The sequence below is a fragment of the Sphingomonas sp. BK036 genome, from assembly GCF_004216825.1.
Taxonomy (GTDB): Bacteria; Pseudomonadota; Alphaproteobacteria; order Sphingomonadales; family Sphingomonadaceae; genus Sphingomonas.
In genome coordinates, this window is the sequence record NZ_SGXR01000006.1 from 244,463 (window position 1) to 261,029 (window position 16,567).

Consider the following 16,567-nt stretch of genomic DNA (forward strand, 5'->3'; position numbering starts at 1 on the left):
ACTGTTCTCCCGCGAAGGCGGGAGCCCAGGCTCACACACATTACTGATTGTTACGCTGGCCCCGTGGGGAAACGGGAAGCTCGAAGGAACACAGCCGATCAGGCGCGCTCCAACAACCGCTCCGCCTGCGCGCGCGCTTCGTCGGTGATCATCGCCCCCGACAGCATCCGCGCGATCTCCTCGCGCCGCTCGTCCTCGGACAGCGCACGCACGCCGGTCCGCGTGACCGTCCCGTCGTTGCTCTTGGCGATCAGCAGGTGTTTCGCGCCGCGCGCCGCCACCTGCGGGCTGTGTGTCACCACCAACAGCTGCGTGCTCTGCGCCAGCCGCGCGAGTCGCTCGCCGATAGCACTCGCCACCGCGCCGCCGACGCCGCGGTCGATCTCGTCGAACACCATCGTCGACGCGCCGCCCTCTTCCGCCAGCGCGACCTTCAGCGCGAGGATGAAGCGCGACAGTTCGCCGCCCGATGCGATCTTGGTCAGCGCGGCGAACGGCGCGCCCGGATTGGTCGAGATCTCGAACTCGACCCGGTCCTTGCCCGCCGCCGACCAGCCCTCTTCGCCCAGCGGCGCGACCACCGTCTGAAACCGCGCCGCATCCAGCTTCAGCGGCGCCAGCTCGCCCGCCACCGCGACATCGAGTCGCTTTGCCGCCGCCAGCCGCCGCTTCGTCAGCGCATCCGCGGCCGTATCATACGCCTTGCGCGTCGACGCCACGCGCGCTTCGAGCATCGCAATCCCGCCTTCACCCGCATCGAGCCGCTCGAGCCGCGCGCGCATTTCGTCCGCCAGCGCCGCCAGATCATCCGGCTGGACGCGATGCTTGCGCGCCATCGCGCGCAGCTCGAACAGCCGCGCCTCGTCATCCTCCAGCGCGCGTGGATCATAAGCGAGCTCGGCGCGCGCATCGCGCAACTGCTCTTCGGCCACCGACGCCTCGATCACCGCACGGTCGACCGCCGCGAGCGCCTCGCCCAGCGCGACATGATCCTCCGCGATCCGCTCGAGCACGCGCGCCGCCTGGCGCAGCTTCGCCAGCCCGCCGTCCTTGCCCTCGAGAAAATCGTCGATCGCGGCCAGATCGTCCGCGATCTTCTCCGCGCGCTGCATCGATCGCCGCGTATCCGCCAGCGTTTCTTCCTCGCCCGCGACCGGCGCCAGCGCGGTCAGTTCGGCAACGGTATGCTCCAGCCACTCGCGATCGCGCGCCGCCGTCTCGATATCCGCACGTGCGGCGGCAAGCTCGGCCTCGGCCGCACGAAACCCCGCATAGGCCTTGCCCGTCGCCCCCGGCTCGGTCCGCCCGAAAATGTCGAGGAGCGCACGATGCCCGCGCGCATTGAGCAACCCGCGTTCGTCATGCTGGCCGTGGATCTCGACCAGATGCGGCGCCATCTCGCGCAGCAGCCCCGCCGACGCGGGCTGGTCATTGACGAACCCGCGACTGCCGCCGTCCGCCTTGACGATCCGCCGGACGATCAGCGGCTCGCCGCGCTCGATCTCGAGCCCGTTCTCGTCGAACAGCAGCGCGAGCGGCGATTCGGGGGCAGGGGCGTCGAACGTCGCGGTGACGACCGCCTGCGCAGCGCCATGTCGCACCAGCCCGCTGTCGCCGCGCCCGCCGAGCGCCAGCCCCAGCGCATCGAGCAGGATCGACTTGCCCGCCCCGGTCTCGCCGGTCAGCACGCCGAGCCCTTCGCCGAATCCCAGATCCAGCGCCTCGATGAGCACCACGTCGCGAATGGAAAGATCGGTCAGCATCGCGCGCGTCTTAGCCGATCCGCGCGTGAAGGTGATCCCCCATTGTTCTCATCGCCGATTTTGCGATCAGTTACCGGGGCCGGTCCGCGTCGCGCTGCCCGGACCGACCGGTGCGGGGCTCGAAATGCTGCCCGCGCCGGTGCCGCCGGTGTTGCCATTAGCCTTGGGAAGCTCGAGCGCGCCGGTGCCCGGCGTCCCCGCGGTACCCGTCGCCACCACCGGCTCGCCGGGCGCGAGCGGGGCGATCGGCTTGACCGGATGGTCGCGCATCAGCTTGTAGGCGTGATCATACCAGTCGGTCCCGGGATAGTTGCGCCCGAGCACCGCCGCGGCCTTCTCGGCTTCGATCGGCACGCCGAGCTGCAGATACGTCTCGGTCAGCCGCATCAGCGCCTCGGGCGTGTGCGTGGTCTGCTGGAACTTGTCGATCACGGTGCGGAACCGGCCATTCGCCGCGAGCCACTGGCCGCGCGTCTCGTAGAAGCGGCCGATCTCCATCTCCTTGCCCGCGAGATGGTCGTTGACCAGATCGATCTTCAGCCGCGCATCCGACGCGTAGCGCGTGTTCGGATAGCGCCGCATCAGCTCGCCGAGCGAATCGAGCGCCTGGCGCGTGATCTTCTGGTCGCGGGTCACGTCGGTGATCTGCTCGTAATAGCCGAGCGCGATCAGGTAATAGGCATAGGGCGCGTCGCGGTTGCCCGGATGGACCGCCAGGAAGCGCTGCGCCGAACTGATCGACGCGGTGTAATCCTTGGCGAGGTAATAGCTGAATGCCGACATGATCTGCGCGCGGCGCGCCCAGATCGAATAGGGATGCTGTCGCTCGACCTCGTCGAACAGCTGGGCTGCCTCCTTGTAGCGCGCCTGGTCGAGCCGCTGCTTGGCGGTCGAGTACAGCGTGCCCACGTCGCGCGCGACATAGGGGAGGTCGCCCTTGGCGGCGCGGCCACCCGCACAACCGGCTATGGGGAGCGCAAGCGCGGCGATGAGCGTGACCGCGAGGGCACGAGACTGGGTGATACGCATCGGCGTGATCCTTAGCGTAAGCGGATAGCCGCGAACAATCCTTTTCGCCGGGTCGCTCTTGCCCCTTCCCGCCAACCGGATCGCACGGCAATAGTCGCGCGTTGGCGTCACGCCATTGCTATCGAGGATCATGTCATGCCGGCCACATTGTTGCACACCCACCGCGTCGAAAAGCCATGGGGTCGCGACACGCTCTGGCCCGGCTTCGAGGATCCCGCCGCGGGCTCGCCGCCGATCGGCGAGGTCTGGTTCCAGGAGCCCGGCAACACCACGCCCGACCTGTTGATCAAATATCTGTTCACCAGCGAGAAGCTGTCGGTGCAGGTCCACCCCAATGACGAGCAGGCGCATGAGCGTGGCCTGCCGCGCGGCAAGGACGAGTGCTGGACGATCCTCGCCGCCGAGCCGACCTCGACGATCGCGGTCGGCACGAAGGCGCCGATGTCGAAGGACGACCTGCGCGCCTCGGCGATCGACGGCACGATCGAGGACAAGCTCGACTGGAAGCCCGTCCAGCCCGGCGACTTCATGTATTGCGCGTCGGACACGATCCACGCGATCGGCGGCGGGCTGACCGTGATCGAGGTCCAGCAGAATTCGGAGACCACCTACCGGCTCTACGATTACGGCAGCGACCGCGAGCTTCACCTCAAGGACGGCATCGATGTCGCCGATCCGACGCCCTACGTCCCCGTCGCGCCGCCGATCGAGATCGAGACCGGCCGCACGATCATGGTCGAGGGCCCCAAGTTCGTGCTCGAACGCTGGAAGGGCGGCGATCATGTCGTCAACCTGCCCGAGGGCACGACCGGCTGGGTGATCCCGGTCACGGGCTCGGGCCACGTCGCCGGCGTGGCGTTCAAGGCCGGCGAATGCGCGACGATGACGGGCAGCGAAACCGTCTCGACCAGCGCCGACGCCGACGTGCTGTTCGCCTATCCCCTGGCAAAGCGGATCTGAGCGGACGACGCTTCACCGTCCGTCTGCTAACTCATTGTTCTCCCGCGAAGGCGGGAGCCCAGTCTGAGTCCCCGCCTTCGCGGGGAAACATTGTTGGTGCACGAAGCTCTCACCCCGAATCGCGACCACCCCGGCGAAGGCCGGGGCCCAGTTGGGGGACGTCGCTAACTGAGTGCAGCGCTTCGTTACTCCGACCTTTCCAACTGGGCCCCGGCCTCCGCCGGGGCGGAGTCATTGGCATAGGCCCCGTTAACCCTGCCGCCCTATAACCCGCCGCTATGTTGCGCGTCCTGACCCTCTCCACCCTCTTCCCCGACGTCACCCGCCCCAATTTCGGCGTCTTCGTCGAGCGCCAGACGCTGGGCCTCGCCGCGCATCCCGACGTCGACCTCAAGCTCGTCGCCCCGATCGGGCTTCCGCCGGGCCCGCTCGGTCGCCTCCGCCATTACGCACCCCTCGCCAAACTCCCCCGGCGCGAGACCTGGAAAGGCCTCGACGTTTACCGCCCCCGCTTCACCGCCATCCCCTTTACGCAAGGCCGCGGCCACGCCGCCGCACTCGAGCGCGCGCTCGTCCCCGTCCTCGACGCGTTGCGCGAAACATTTGCGTTCGACGTGATCGACGCCTCGTTCTTCTTCCCCGACGGCCTGGCCGCGGTTGCACTCGGCAAACGCTACGGCGTCCCCGTCTCGATCAAGGCGCGGGGCGCGGATATCCACCATTGGGGCAACGCCCCCGCCACGGCCGCCTCGGTCCGCGCCGCGGGGCAGGGCGCAGACGGCATGCTCGCGGTCAGCGCGGCGATGAAGGCCGACATGGTCGCGCTAGGGCTCCCCGCCGACCGCATCCGAGTCCATCACACCGGCGTCGACCAAGCCCGCTTCCACCCGATCGACCGGGCCATCGCAAAGGCAGCACTCGGCGTCACCGGCCCGCTGGTCGTCTCGGTCGGCGCGCTGATTTCGCGCAAGCGGCACGACATCGTCATCGACGCGGTCGCAGCACTTCCCGGAGTCACGCTGCTGATCGCAGGGGAGGGGCCGGAACGCGCACCGCTCGAGGCGCAGATCGCGCGCCACGGCATCAGCGACCGGGTCCGCCTGCTAGGCGCCGTCCCGCACACGGACCTGCCCCGGCTTATCGCGGCGGCCGACGTCAGCGCGCTCGCCTCCAGTTCGGAGGGCCTCGCCAACGCCTGGGTCGAATCGCTCGCCTGCGGCACGCCGATCGTCATCACCGACGCCGGCGGCGCGCAGGAGGTGGTGACGTCGCCCGATGCCGGCCGGGTCACGATCCGCGACGGTCTGGCGTTCGCCGCCGCGATCGACGCGCTGCTCAAGGATCCCCCGACAGCGGCGGCAACCTGCGCCACCGCGGCCGCCTTCACCTGGGAAGCCAACACCGCCGCGCTCTATGCACATCTGGCGACGTTAGCCGCGAATCACCCTTCGAGCGGGTAGAGCGCCGCCACGATCCAGCGACCCTCGCCGCGCAGCACCGCCCATGCGCGCGCCGCAGCCCGGCTATCCATCGCCTCGATCCCGAACCCGCGCGCCTCGACCGCACGCTTGAACGCGAGCGGCGGCTGGCGCAGCGCCGAACCGGTCCCCAGCAACAGGAACTCGGGCGGCGGATCGAGCGCGAGCAACGCCGCCACGTCGGCCTCGCCCAGCGTCTCGAACGCGGGCGGCGCCCAGCCATCCGCGCGCTCGGGACTGATCGACAATGCGGTGTAATAGCCGTCGTCGACCTTGAACCCAGCCCGACCGATCGCCGAGATCATCGGCCCATCGGTCTTCTCGCGGTCCATCCTCATTTAGCGCTCGACCTTCGGGCCCACCCGTTCGGCACCGTCCTGCACGCCGCCCTTGCGCGGGGCCGGATCGGCACGAAGCCCCAGCGTGATCAGCAGCGACGACGACACGTAGATCGACGAATAGGTGCCCACGACGATACCCAGGATCATCGCCGCGGTGAACCCGCGCAGCACATGCCCGCCGAGCACCAGCATTGCGACCAGCGCGAGCAGGATCGTCACCGACGTCATCACCGTCCGCGGCAGCGTCTCGTTCACCGACAGGTCGATGATCTCGCGCATGTCCATCTTGCGATAGCGGCGCATATTCTCGCGGATACGGTCGTCGATCACGATCTTGTCGTTGATCGAGTAGGAGATGATCGTCAGCACCGCCGCGACGATGTTCAGGTCGAACTCGAACTGCGTCAGCGCGAAGAAGCCGAGCGTCATCAACAGATCGTGGACGATCGCGACGACGGTCGACACGCCGAACTGCCATTCGAACCGCACCACCGCGAACAGCGCGATGCCGAGGATGGCGAGGCCGACCGCGAGCAGACCCTTGCTGATCAGCTCCTCGGACACCTTGCCCGAGATCGTGTCGTATTTCGAGAAGGTTGCGCCGGGGAACTTGACCGCGAGGTCGTCCGACACCTTCTTGACGAGGCGGTTGGTCGCCCCCTCGTCGTTGCTCTGCGGGATCGGCAGGCGGATCGACAGCGTCTTGGGGTCGCTGAACGACTGGATCGACGCCTCGCCGACGCCGAGCCGGTCGACTTCGGTCCGGACCGCGTCGATCGACGGCGGGGTCGCGAACTTCTCTTCGATCAGGACGCCGCCGACAAAGTCGACGCCCATGTTGAGCCCCTTCGTCACGACGAGTCCGATCGCCAGCAACGACAGCAGCAGGGTCAGCCCGAACGCCCATTTACGGAGCGACACGAACTTCAGGTTGGTGTTGTCGGGAACGAGTTTCAGCAGGCGCATGGTAATCTCCCGCCTCAAATATTGATCGTGGTGGGGCGGTTCTTCCGCAGCCACAGCGCGACCATCATCCGCGTGAACGTGACGGCGGTGAACACCGACGTGCAGATCCCGATCAGCAGCACGACCGCAAAGCCCTTCACGGGCCCCGAGCCGAGCAGCAACATGATCACGCCGGTGATGGCATGAGTCACGTTCGCCTCGAAGATCGTCCGCGACGCTTCCTTGTAACCGAGCTCGACCGACTGGATCACGCTACGCCCGCGTCGCCGCTCTTCGCGGATACGCTCGTTGATCAGCACGTTGGCATCCACCGCGGTACCGATCGTCAGCACGAAGCCGGCGATACCAGGCAGCGTCAGCGTCGCGTTCAGCATCGCCATGACGGCGACGATGACCAGGATGTTGATGACCACCGCGAGGTTCGCATACAGGCCGAACCGGCCATAGGTGACGAACATGAACACGATCACCGCGAGCGCCGCGATGATCGAGGCGAGCACGCCGGCGCGGATCGAATCCTTGCCGAGATCAGGGCTGACGGTGCTCTCCGCGACCACCTTCAACGCGACCGGCAGCTTGCCCGAACGCAGCGAGATCGCCAGCGCGTTCGCTGACTCGACCGTGAAGTTGCCCGAGATCGATGCACGACCACCAAGGATCGGCTCATTGATGTTCGGCGCGGAGATCACCGTATTGTCGAGGATGATCGCGAACGGCTTGTTGGTGTTCTCGGTCGTCACCTTGGCGAAGCGACGCCCGCCGACCGCGTCGAACGTGATCGCCACCTGCGGCGCGTTGGTCTGCTGCTCGAACTCCTGGCGCGCATCGGCGAGCTGGTCGCCCGAGATAATCACCGAGCGCTTCACCGCGATGAACGGCACGCCCTGCGGATTGCCGGGATAGGGGAGGACCTGGCTGCCGATCGGCGCAATGCCCTTGGCAAGGTCCGTCGGGTTCGCGGTCTGGTCGACCAGCTTGAACTCGAGCTTGGCGGTCTTGCCGATCAGCTCCTTCAGCGCCTGCGGGTTCTTCAGCCCCGGCACCTGGACGACGATCCGGGTCGCGCCCTGGCGGACGATCGTCGGCTCCTTGGTGCCGAGCTCATCGATGCGACGACGGACGACTTCGGTCGCGTCCTTCATCGCGGTGTCGACGGCCTGAGTCAGCCCCGCCTCGGTCGGCTTGAGCACGAACCGGCTCGTGTCGACGACAGTGATGTCCCATTCGCGCTGGCCGCTCATCCCGGCGCCACCGCCGGTGATCGCCAGCAGACGCTCGCGCGCCGCGTCGACCTGGCTCGGATCGCGCAGCAGGAAGGTCAGCTGACCCCCGCGCGTGGAAATGTCGCCGATCTCGATTCTGGGCGTGCCGTTGCGCATCGTCCCCGCCACGCTGTCGCGCATCGCCTCGATCCGAGTCGCGGCGAGGTCGGCGGTATCCGCTTCGAGCAGCAGATAGCTGCCGCCCGCGAGATCGAGCCCGAGATTGATGTGCGGATGGGGGATGCTACCCCATTTGCTCGTGGTGCTCTCGGGGAGGAAACTCGGAATCGCCAGCAGGCAGAGCGCCGCCAGCAACCCGATGATCGACCCGACCTTCCAGCGCGGAAAATCCAACATCAGTCGTTGGCCGGCTTCGTGTTCGGGCTCGTAATGTCGGTCAGCGTCGCCTTGACGACGCGAACGCGGACGTTCGGCGCGATCTCGACCTCGACGACATTATCCTCGACCTTGGTCACCTTGCCGAGGATTCCGCCCGACGTGACGACGCTGTCGTTCTTCTTCACCGCGGCGACCGACGCCTGCAGCGCCTTCATCCGCTTTTGCTGCGGGCGGATCATCAGGAAATAGAACACGACGAACACGAGGAAGAGCGGCGCGAGGCTCAGGAACGAGGCGATCCCGCTCCCGGCTGTGGCGGCGCCGTCTGCGGCCTGGGCATAAGCTGGTGAGATGAACATGGAGTTCCGTATCTGGCTAAAGGCCATGTCTGGCTGGAGGCCATATCTGGCTGAAGGAGAGTTTCAGGCCGCACGCCGCGCGGCCGGTCGCATTGGTCCGCCCGCTATCATCGCTTGGGGTCCCGCGCAACAGATGGCCGGAGGATGAGACGGGGCGCCCGCGCGACCACCCGCATGCCAGACCCGCTCCGCAACGCCGCTCCAGGCGAGGAGTCCACAAACCGGCGGTGTTCGCACTTGCATCCCGCCGCGACCCCGCGTAGTGCGCGCCCCTCGGGTGGTCTTGCGACTGCCCGATCGGTCGGGGCGTAGCGCAGCCTGGTAGCGCATCACACTGGGGGTGTGGGGGTCGCAGGTTCGAATCCTGTCGCCCCGACCATTTTATTTCATCACATCGGGACTCGATCCCAGGCGCGGCTTATGCAGTCGCGCGAGCGTCTAGGGCGGCCGCAGCCAAGCGCTTGCGGCGATGGAAATACCGCATCACCGGCTTTTCGAGCCCGGCATAGCCGATCAGCCCGATGCCGATCCCGGCGACCATGTGCAGCGGGATCGCGACCGCGCCGGCGATGTGCAGCGTCATCGCGATCTTCGCCGTCACTGCCAGCGCCAGCGTGTGCCACAGATAGATCGAGTAGCTCGCATCGCCGAGCAACCGCAGCGCGGGCAGCTCGGCGATTCCGCCCGGCCGGCGCTCATAGGCGAGGATCGTCGCGACTGCCGACAGCGCGGGCAATCCGTAGCGCAGCGCCTTGGGCCATTCCGCGGGCAAGGCGAGCGCAAGCGCACATAGCGCCACCGTCGTCGCGATCAGCACGCCGCGAGTCGCCGCGTGGCCGAACGCCGGGCGTCGCCACAGCTGCGCCAGCCACAGTCCGCCGAGAAACTCGAGGATATGCGGGTCGGAATAGAAATACAGCGCCGCCTGGTCGCGCCCGACAAGCGGATGGATCGCCGCCAGCGCGATCAGCACCGCGGTGAGCATGCCGAGCTGCACCGCGCGCGGCAGGCACAGCGCCGCCCCGAACAGCAGGTAGAACCCCACTTCGTAATTCAGCGTCCACCCGGGCACGAGCAACGGCCATATCTGCCCATTGCTCGGCGAGACCGACGGGAGGAACGCATAGGAGGTGACGACATGCGCGACGCTCAGCCGAACCGCGGGGAACAGCCCGGCAAGCGCGCCGGCGAGCATCACCGATGTCACGATCCAGTAGATCGGCACGATCCGCTTGGCGCGGTCGGCAAGGAATCGGCCCGGCCGGCTGTCGGCATCGGTGATCGCCCACATCAGAAACCCGCTGAGCACGAAGAACAGGTCGACGCCCGCTTCCCCGACGGTGAAGGGCCGCTGCGCGCGGTCCGCTGCATGATAGGCGACGACCGCGCATGCAGCGAGACCGCGCAGATACTGAAGACCATAAAGACGCGTCATTGCAGCGCAGCATAGCCTCGGGCGGTCGCGTCATGCGTGGCCTATGCTTTGGAACGTGGCACCGTTCGGCTCGGGCGATCGAAGAACCGCGGCGATCTGCGATAGACGCGAACGCTGCACGACACGTCCCGATCCGGTCATGGGGGGCCTTGCATGTCGGTCAATGTTGCGGTGCAGTAACGAAATGGACGACGTTTTCCGCCCCGCGTGGCTTGCTGCGTCGTCCCCCCGCCGCCGCCCCGCACCCTTACTGGCGGCAGGCCAGGCGCACCCGCCCGGTCGGCCGCATCACGCGATCGCCGACGACTGAGACAGGAACAGCTATGCACATCGTCTACTACAAGGATGCCGTCGGCAATTTCGGCGACGACCTCAACGAGTTGATCTGGCCGCGCGTCTTGCCCGACGACGTCCGCTCGGCGCCCGACACCGTGCTGGTCGGCATCGGCAGCCTGTTGGACGAGGCGCGGTTCCGCGGCGTCGAGACCGTGGGCAAACGTGTGTTCGTGATGGGGTCGGGGGCCGCTTATGGCCGCTTGCCCGACGACTCTGCGCGCTGGACCTATTGCGCGGTCCGCGGCCCGCTCACCGCCAGCGTGGTCGGACAGCCGTCCGCGGCGGTCACCGACAGCGCGGCGCTGCTCGCCAGGCTGCCCGATCTCGTCCCCCGCTCGGCGCGCGCCGACGAGATCCTGTTCATGCCGCATCACCGGACGCTGGTGAACAGCAACTGGCAGGCCGCCGCCGAGCGCGCGGGCATGACCTTCGTCGATCCGCAATGGACGCCCGACCGGATCCTCGCCTGCTATGGCCGCGCCAAGCTGGTCGTGACCGAGGCGATGCACGGCGCGATCGTCGCGGACACGCTGCGCATCCCGTGGATCCCGGTGATGATCTCGCCCGAGGTCAGCATCTTCAAGTGGCGCGACTGGGCAGGCTCGCTCGATCTCGCCTACCAGCCCGTCCCGCTGCCGCCGACCACGCGGCTCGAGTCGTTCCGCTACGACCGGATCAGCCGTCTGACCCAGGCGGGCGGGCGCAGCGTCGCGCGCGTCGATTCGGCGGGCGCGGACGATGCCGCGCTGATCGCGGAGTTCCAGGACCGGTTCCGCGAAGAGCCCGCGGTGATCGACGCGGTCAAGGCGCCCGGCGCGATCAAGGCGTTGCTCAAGGTCGCGGCAACGCAGTTCGACGGACGCCGGCTGGCAACCGCGAGCCGCGCGCTCAAGGCGGCGGCGGCGGGCCAAAGCTATCTCAGTGACGACGCCATCTTCGCCGATCGTCTCGGCCGCCTCGACCACGCCGTCGCCGGGCTGATCGCGGACGTCCGCGCGGGCTAGCGTTTGGCCAGCCGGCGGACGATCCCCCCGGCCTTGGCCAATTGGATGCGCCCCTCGGGGAACAGGGCCAGCGCACCGATGAACAGCGCATAGGCCAGCACCCCGGCCAGCGCGAGCATCGGCAGGCTGGCCCAGACGAACGCATAGGCGGCCAGCGCTAGCAGGCCGCCGGCGATCGCGGCGGCGGCGGCGATCGGGACCATCAGCCGGATCGCGTCGCTCCGCGTCACCGGGCCGCTGCGCGTCACCGCCCACCACATCATCGGGATCTGCACCGCCGCGCTGGAGATCGCGGCGGACATCGCGACGCCCTTGGGGCCCCAGAAGATGCCGATGAGATAGCCCGCGATCACCGCGGCGGATCCCAGCCCGCCCCATTTCAGCTGCTCCTGCGCACGCCCCTGGCTGACGAACAGCCACGATGCGGCCTGGCGCAGCTGCAGGCTGAGCGCGGCGACGCCGAGCCACGCGAAGGTCGGCGCGGAGGCGATCCAGCGTTCGCCGAGCAGCACCAGGATCACCGGCTTGGCAAAGACGATCGCGCACAGGATGCCGGGCGTAGTCAGCGTGAGCACGCCGCCGAGCATCGCGAGATACGCCCCGCGATACTCGGCGGGATCGGCCGACAGCCGCGACAGCAACGGCACCGCGACTCGCGCGGCGGGCGCGGTCATCTGCCACAGCGGCTGGAACATCAGCTTGTACGCGCGATCATAGATGCCGAGCGGCCCCGCGCCGAACCGCGCGCCGATCAGGATATTGTCGAGATTGGTGATCAGATAGCCGAGCAGATTATACCCGGTCACCGTGCCGCCGAACCGCAACAGATGCAGCGCGTCGCGTGAGATGCCCGGTCGCGACGGCCGCCACCGCGAGAAGACACAGGCGAGGGTCAGCGTCGCCGCGCCGTTTGTCACCTGCATCGCCACCAGCGACCAATAGCCGAGCCCCCACAGCGCACCGCCGACCCCGACGATCACGCCGGCGATCAGCGCGCCGACCTCGATCATCGCGATCGCGCCGAACCGCATGCGGCGGTTGAGCAGCGCGATATGTTGCGCGGACAGGCTCGACAGCAGCAGCGCGGCGGCCATCGTCATCATCACCGGCGTCACCGCAGGCGTCGCGTAGAAGATCGCCGCGAGCGGCGCCGCCGCCACCGCGACGCCGGCAAGGCCGCAGCCGATCAGCACGTTGAGCCAGAACAGGCTCGACAATTCGACCTGGTTGATCGTCGGGCGCTGCACGGTGGCGGCCGACAAGCCGAGGTCGGTCAGCAGCAGCGCGGCCGCCACCAGCGGGCCGACCATCGCCAGCAGGCCGAAATCGGTCGGCAGCAGCAACCGCGCGAGCACGACCTGGCTGCCAAACTGGAGCACGAACTTGGTGCCCTGGCTGCCCATCGTCACCGCCGCGCCGACCGCCGACTGCCGCTTGAGCGCGGTGGCGTTGCCCTGCGGCGAGAAATCGGGCGCTTGCGGCGAGAGGCCGGGCGGCGTTACGCTATCGGTCATCAGGTCTTCGTCCCATAGCCGCCGCGCAAAGCCTTGCGCAGGATCAGCGGCAATTGGCGCGCAGCCTCCTGTGTGACGAGCAGCACGCTCGCCGGGCTCGCAAACAGATAGCCGAATGCCGCGCGCGGGCGGCGAGCCTTCGCTTCGTCGGTAAAGCCACGATAATAATAGCACCGGTCGATCGTCCGGAGATGCTGCTGGAGCAACGCCACCAGCCGTGCGTCGCCGGCGGCGCGCGCTTCCGCCAGCACGCTGCGCTGGCGACGGCGCAACGCATCGAGATCGCCGGTCGTCTGGATCTGCGTCAGCGAATCGGGCCGCACCAGATAGCGATAGAGCGGCTCGGGATGCAGCCACCACTGCGCACCCGCGCGCAGGCAGCCGACATACAGCGCGAAATCCTCCGCGAACCGCACCGTCTCGTCATAGCGCAGCCCGTGCTGCGCCAGGAACGCGCGCCGCATCACCGGTTTGAGAAACCCGTAATTGGTGCGCGGCGCGTCGGGCGAGGAGATGTTGCGCGCGATGAACTCGGTCAGGTCGATCCGGCAGGGTTCCGCAAGCGCGCCCGGCGCCAGCATCGGCATCTGCGATCCGTCGACCGCATCGACCAGCAGCAGGTTGTCCGCCACCATGTCGGCCTGCTTCGCCTCGCCCAGCGCGATCAGCGTCGCGAGGCGCGTGGGCGCGAAACTGTCGTCGGCATCGAGCAGCGCGATCCACTCGCCGCGCGCCGCGGCGATTCCCGCATTACGTGCCGCCGACGGCCCGCCGTTGCGCGGCAGTGCCAGCAGCGACACGCGGGGATCGCCGCGCGCGATTTCCGCGACGATCGCGGCCGTGGTATCGGTCGATCGGTCATCGACCACGATGATCTCCAATGTGCAGCGTTCTTGCTGCATTGCGGAAGCGATTGCCGCTTCGATATACTGCGCCGCATTATAGGCTGGGATAATGACGCTGGCCTGGATCATACGAGCTCCCTTGTTGGGGGTTTCCAGGATCGCTGCTCGAAAGGAGCAAGATGTCGAACCCCGAAATTACCGTGATCGTGCCGGCATACAACGTCGCCGGGCTCGTCCTGCCCTGTCTGGCATCCATCATGGCCCAATCGTTCGGCGCATGGCAGGCGATCGTCGTCGACGATGGCTCGACCGACGCCACCGCGGCCGAGGTCCGGACGCTCGACGACCCGCGTATTTCGCTGGTGCAGCAAAGCAATGCGGGGGTGTCGGCAGCGCGAAACCACGGCCTGGCGCTCGCGCAGGGCCGGTTCGTGATGTTCCTCGACGGCGACGACGTGCTCAACCCGACCGCGTTCGCGCGTCTTGCGGCATCGCTCGATGCGCGCGACTCGGCGGTCGCCGCGTTCGGCACGTTCCTCAAGATCCTGCCGGGCGGCGCGCCCTATCCCGATCAGAAGCCGCTCGCGCAGCACCGCTATCCCGATGGCGACGTGCTCGAACCGATGCTGCGCGGCAATTTCCTCGCCAATGGCGGGCATGTGCTGATCCGGACCGCGGTCGCACGCAAGCTCGGCGGCTTCGACACGCGGCTGCGGCTGAGCGAGGACTGGGAATTCTGGTGCCGCCTCGCCGCCGAGGGCGAGTTCGCGTTTATCGGGACCGAGCCCGAGATATTCTCGCTCCGCGTCCGGCCGGGCAGCTCGTCGGGTGGCCTGTCGGTCGACTGGGCCAATCACCAGCCCTGTCTCGACACGATCGGCAACAATGCCGCGATCCGCGCGCGGTTCAGCGCCCCGGCCTGGCGCAAGCTGGAACGCACGATGCGCGCCAGTCAGATGTGGGAGTGCGGCCGGGTCAACTTCACGATGCGCCGTTTCACGGAGGCGCGCCGGCTGATGCTCGGCGCAGTGTGGCTCGATCCGCAGCCCAAGCGCGTGGCGATGGTCGTCGCGGCGGCGGTGCAGCGCCGGACCAACCATGCGGTCGTGTCGCGCCTGCGGTTCCGCGACCAGGATGTCGACGCCGACCGGACGCTGTAGCGGATTCCGCAAGCCAAACGCCCCCGCATGATCTATGATGGAAGGATAAGCACATAAGGTCCAGCGGACATGGGGCGGCTTCGGGCTATGCCGTGCCATGATTGCGGCCATGTGAGGCGGAAAAAATAGGGGGTGGAGAGGCCGTGATGATTGGCAAGGATTCGATGGGAGCAGGCGACACGCCCATGCAGTCCCCGCCGATCGCGCAGGAGCCGCTCAACCGGACCGACGCGCGGTACGCCGATGCCGGGACCCGGTCGCCCGCCGCGCCAGCCGCGGTGCCGGTGCCGACGCCGGTGGGGGGGATCGAGGGGCGTCGCATCTCGCTGACCTCCTGGGCCGCTGCCGGGGTCGTCGGGATCGGGCTCTGGATCGTGATCATCGGGCTGATCTGATCGCGTCGCCGGGCGTCGTCCCGCCCCAGATGCACAGCAGGAACAGCAGCACCAGCATCGGCGTGAACAACAGATAGCCGCCGCCGATGATGAAGGTGGTCAGCGCCAGCACCGACAGGATCGCGGTCTCGCGCCGCCACAGCGTGCCCGCGAACATCGCGAGGAACGCGGTGATCCCGATCGCGCCGTAATCGGTGATCAGCTTGGCGATAGAATTGCCCGTGCCTTCCTTGAAATACAGATAGCGTTCGGTCGCGCCCGGCCCCCAGCCGATCAGGATCCGCGCTTCGTGGCTCAGCTCCGCGATCGGCAGGAACGGGCCGATGAAGCGCGCATAGCCGCTTGACCCCGAATAGCTCAGCTCGTTGGTGCGGCTCAGCATCGATCCGACCTGCTCGGGGAACACGATCGACCCCAGCACCAGCGCGACGACGCCCGCGATCGCAAACCCCGCGACCCGCCCGAAATTGCGCGCCGACAGGCACGCATAGAAGGGCACCGCCAGCGCCAGCGACAGCGCGCCGGTGCCCGAGAAGGACAGCATGTACGCGACCAGGTACAGCGGCAGGTACTTGACCCGCCCCAGGATGAAATAGTCGATCACGACCGCAATCACGAGCGTCTGTGAGAACATGCTCGGCTCGAGCAGGAAGAAGCCGTTGGAGCGCAGGATCGTCGATCCGTAATGCAGGATCGGGTTGAAGTTGAACTGCGGCTCGACCAGCACCGGCTTCAGCGCGGGGACGGTCACCATGAACGAAAAGATCCGGATGCCGATGAACTGCACCGCCCATTGGACGATGCCCGCCGCCGCGATGAACCGCGTATAGGCAAGGAACAGCCGGAACACCGTCGTCCGGTCGAACCGGGCGCTCGGGCCGATCAGCGTGAAGCTGTACGTGACCAGGATCGCGACGATCGAGGGCACGCTGGTGCCGAACCGCCCGTCCGGCGTCGTCAGTGCGATCAGCGTCGACAGCAAGGTGCAGGCGGCGAAGACGAAATAGAGCGCGATGCCGCGCGGCCGCAGCGTCGCGATGCCGCTGGCAAGACCCCAGCCGAGCAGCAGCGCGAACAGCGGCAGGCTGATGAACAGCGCGCTGCCGCCCGGCATCGCACCGAAGCGTTGCAGGATCAGGCAGGCGATCAGCGTGCCGTGGACGAAGATCCGGCCGTTGCGCGCGGACTGGTCCTCCGCGTCCATCACCGCGTCGTCGCGCAGCGTCTCGTGCCGCGAAAGCGAGGCGGCGCTCACGCGATCACCCCGCGCGCGCGCCACGTCGCACTCGCCTCGTCGCGTGCGAAGGGCATCGCGCGGCGCGGTGCCTTGCCGCGGGGCGGAACGTGCGTAACGCTTCGCGAAGGCCACCATAGAGTGGAC

The 16,567-nt window shown here is 67.8% G+C and carries 15 protein-coding genes and 1 tRNA gene; 6 read left to right on the plus strand and 10 right to left on the minus strand.

Annotated elements, in window-relative coordinates:
* Window positions 1-98: 98 nt before the first annotated feature.
* Both recN and EV283_RS14355 read right to left on the minus strand, forming a co-directional pair.
* On the minus strand, window positions 99-1,763 hold the full coding sequence (gene recN / locus EV283_RS14350) for a DNA repair protein RecN (protein WP_130326480.1): 1,665 nt from the start codon (window positions 1,761-1,763) through the stop codon (window positions 99-101).
* Between the two features lie 66 nt (window positions 1,764-1,829).
* Window positions 1,830-2,792: an outer membrane protein assembly factor BamD gene (locus EV283_RS14355; RefSeq protein ID WP_130326482.1), complete on the minus strand. Its 963-nt coding sequence runs from the start codon at window positions 2,790-2,792 to the stop codon at window positions 1,830-1,832.
* A gap of 135 nt (window positions 2,793-2,927) precedes the next feature.
* On the opposite strand from EV283_RS14355, the gene EV283_RS14360 reads away from it, so the two are divergent.
* Together EV283_RS14360 and EV283_RS14365 are read left to right on the plus strand one after the other, a co-directional pair.
* Window positions 2,928-3,752 carry a class I mannose-6-phosphate isomerase gene (locus EV283_RS14360; RefSeq protein WP_130326484.1) on the plus strand — a complete coding sequence of 275 codons (825 nt, stop codon included), beginning with the start codon at window positions 2,928-2,930 and terminating at the stop codon, window positions 3,750-3,752.
* Between the two features lie 278 nt (window positions 3,753-4,030).
* Window positions 4,031-5,212 carry a glycosyltransferase gene (locus EV283_RS14365; protein ID WP_130326486.1) on the plus strand — a complete coding sequence of 394 codons (1,182 nt, stop codon included), beginning with the start codon at window positions 4,031-4,033 and terminating at the stop codon, window positions 5,210-5,212.
* Here EV283_RS14365 and EV283_RS14370 read toward each other — a convergent pair.
* From EV283_RS14370 to yajC, 4 genes are read right to left on the minus strand one after another with little or no spacing between them, the layout of a single operon-like run.
* A complete protein-coding gene (locus tag EV283_RS14370; RefSeq protein WP_130326488.1) occupies window positions 5,194-5,568 on the minus strand; it encodes an MTH938/NDUFAF3 family protein in 375 nt (124 codons plus the stop codon). The two genes, EV283_RS14365 and EV283_RS14370, sit on opposite strands and share 19 nt — an antisense overlap.
* A complete protein-coding gene (gene secF / locus EV283_RS14375; RefSeq protein WP_056416436.1) occupies window positions 5,569-6,537 on the minus strand; it encodes a protein translocase subunit SecF in 969 nt (322 codons plus the stop codon). It abuts the gene before it with no gap.
* Window positions 6,538-6,551: 14 nt separating this feature from the next.
* Window positions 6,552-8,156, minus strand: a complete 1,605-nt coding sequence (gene secD, locus EV283_RS14380) for a protein translocase subunit SecD (protein ID WP_130326490.1) — start codon at window positions 8,154-8,156, stop codon at window positions 6,552-6,554.
* Window positions 8,156-8,497: a preprotein translocase subunit YajC gene (gene yajC / locus EV283_RS14385; RefSeq protein WP_130326492.1), complete on the minus strand. Its 342-nt coding sequence runs from the start codon at window positions 8,495-8,497 to the stop codon at window positions 8,156-8,158. Before yajC ends, secD begins: the two co-directional genes overlap by 1 nt.
* Before the next feature lie 302 nt (window positions 8,498-8,799).
* Here yajC and EV283_RS14390 point away from each other — a divergent pair.
* Window positions 8,800-8,876: transfer RNA gene (locus EV283_RS14390), tRNA-Pro, on the plus strand.
* Between the two features lie 39 nt (window positions 8,877-8,915).
* Here EV283_RS14390 and EV283_RS14395 read toward each other — a convergent pair.
* Window positions 8,916-9,932: an acyltransferase gene (locus EV283_RS14395; RefSeq protein ID WP_130326494.1), complete on the minus strand. Its 1,017-nt coding sequence runs from the start codon at window positions 9,930-9,932 to the stop codon at window positions 8,916-8,918.
* Window positions 9,933-10,255: 323 nt separating this feature from the next.
* On the opposite strand from EV283_RS14395, the gene EV283_RS14400 reads away from it, so the two are divergent.
* On the plus strand, window positions 10,256-11,272 hold the full coding sequence (locus EV283_RS14400) for a polysaccharide pyruvyl transferase family protein (RefSeq protein ID WP_165391793.1): 1,017 nt from the start codon (window positions 10,256-10,258) through the stop codon (window positions 11,270-11,272).
* Here EV283_RS14400 and EV283_RS14405 read toward each other — a convergent pair.
* Together EV283_RS14405 and EV283_RS14410 are read right to left on the minus strand one after the other, a co-directional pair.
* Window positions 11,269-12,786: a lipopolysaccharide biosynthesis protein gene (locus EV283_RS14405; protein ID WP_130326498.1), complete on the minus strand. Its 1,518-nt coding sequence runs from the start codon at window positions 12,784-12,786 to the stop codon at window positions 11,269-11,271. The two genes, EV283_RS14400 and EV283_RS14405, sit on opposite strands and share 4 nt — an antisense overlap.
* Window positions 12,786-13,760 (minus strand): glycosyltransferase family 2 protein, encoded by a 975-nt coding sequence (locus EV283_RS14410; protein ID WP_130326500.1) that lies wholly within the window; start codon window positions 13,758-13,760, stop codon window positions 12,786-12,788. Before EV283_RS14410 ends, EV283_RS14405 begins: the two co-directional genes overlap by 1 nt.
* Window positions 13,761-13,810: 50 nt before the next feature.
* Here EV283_RS14410 and EV283_RS14415 point away from each other — a divergent pair, with 50 nt between their 5' ends.
* The gene (locus EV283_RS14415) at window positions 13,811-14,791 is read left to right on the plus strand and encodes a glycosyltransferase family A protein (protein ID WP_130326502.1); all 981 of its coding nucleotides are present in this window, start codon (window positions 13,811-13,813) and stop codon (window positions 14,789-14,791) included.
* A 146-nt stretch (window positions 14,792-14,937) separates the two neighbouring features.
* Window positions 14,938-15,186 (plus strand): hypothetical protein, encoded by a 249-nt coding sequence (locus tag EV283_RS14420; RefSeq protein WP_130326504.1) that lies wholly within the window; start codon window positions 14,938-14,940, stop codon window positions 15,184-15,186.
* Here EV283_RS14420 and EV283_RS14425 read toward each other — a convergent pair.
* Window positions 15,170-16,441: a hypothetical protein gene (locus tag EV283_RS14425; RefSeq protein WP_242615986.1), complete on the minus strand. Its 1,272-nt coding sequence runs from the start codon at window positions 16,439-16,441 to the stop codon at window positions 15,170-15,172. The genes EV283_RS14420 and EV283_RS14425 overlap by 17 nt on opposite strands.
* Window positions 16,442-16,567: the final 126 nt, after the last annotated feature.

Coding starts and splice junctions, on each gene's coding strand:
- recN (WP_130326480.1), bottom strand. CDS start 1,763: ATGCTGACCGATCTTTCCATTCGCGACGTGGTGCTCATCGAGGCGCTG.
- EV283_RS14355 (WP_130326482.1), bottom strand. CDS start 2,792: ATGCGTATCACCCAGTCTCGTGCCCTCGCGGTCACGCTCATCGCCGCG.
- EV283_RS14360 (WP_130326484.1), top strand. CDS start 2,928: ATGCCGGCCACATTGTTGCACACCCACCGCGTCGAAAAGCCATGGGGT.
- EV283_RS14365 (WP_130326486.1), top strand. CDS start 4,031: ATGTTGCGCGTCCTGACCCTCTCCACCCTCTTCCCCGACGTCACCCGC.
- EV283_RS14370 (WP_130326488.1), bottom strand. CDS start 5,568: ATGAGGATGGACCGCGAGAAGACCGATGGGCCGATGATCTCGGCGATC.
- secF (WP_056416436.1), bottom strand. CDS start 6,537: ATGCGCCTGCTGAAACTCGTTCCCGACAACACCAACCTGAAGTTCGTG.
- secD (WP_130326490.1), bottom strand. CDS start 8,156: ATGTTGGATTTTCCGCGCTGGAAGGTCGGGTCGATCATCGGGTTGCTG.
- yajC (WP_130326492.1), bottom strand. CDS start 8,497: ATGTTCATCTCACCAGCTTATGCCCAGGCCGCAGACGGCGCCGCCACA.
- EV283_RS14395 (WP_130326494.1), bottom strand. CDS start 9,932: ATGACGCGTCTTTATGGTCTTCAGTATCTGCGCGGTCTCGCTGCATGC.
- EV283_RS14400 (WP_165391793.1), top strand. CDS start 10,256: ATGCACATCGTCTACTACAAGGATGCCGTCGGCAATTTCGGCGACGAC.
- EV283_RS14405 (WP_130326498.1), bottom strand. CDS start 12,786: ATGACCGATAGCGTAACGCCGCCCGGCCTCTCGCCGCAAGCGCCCGAT.
- EV283_RS14410 (WP_130326500.1), bottom strand. CDS start 13,760: ATGATCCAGGCCAGCGTCATTATCCCAGCCTATAATGCGGCGCAGTAT.
- EV283_RS14415 (WP_130326502.1), top strand. CDS start 13,811: ATGTCGAACCCCGAAATTACCGTGATCGTGCCGGCATACAACGTCGCC.
- EV283_RS14420 (WP_130326504.1), top strand. CDS start 14,938: ATGATTGGCAAGGATTCGATGGGAGCAGGCGACACGCCCATGCAGTCC.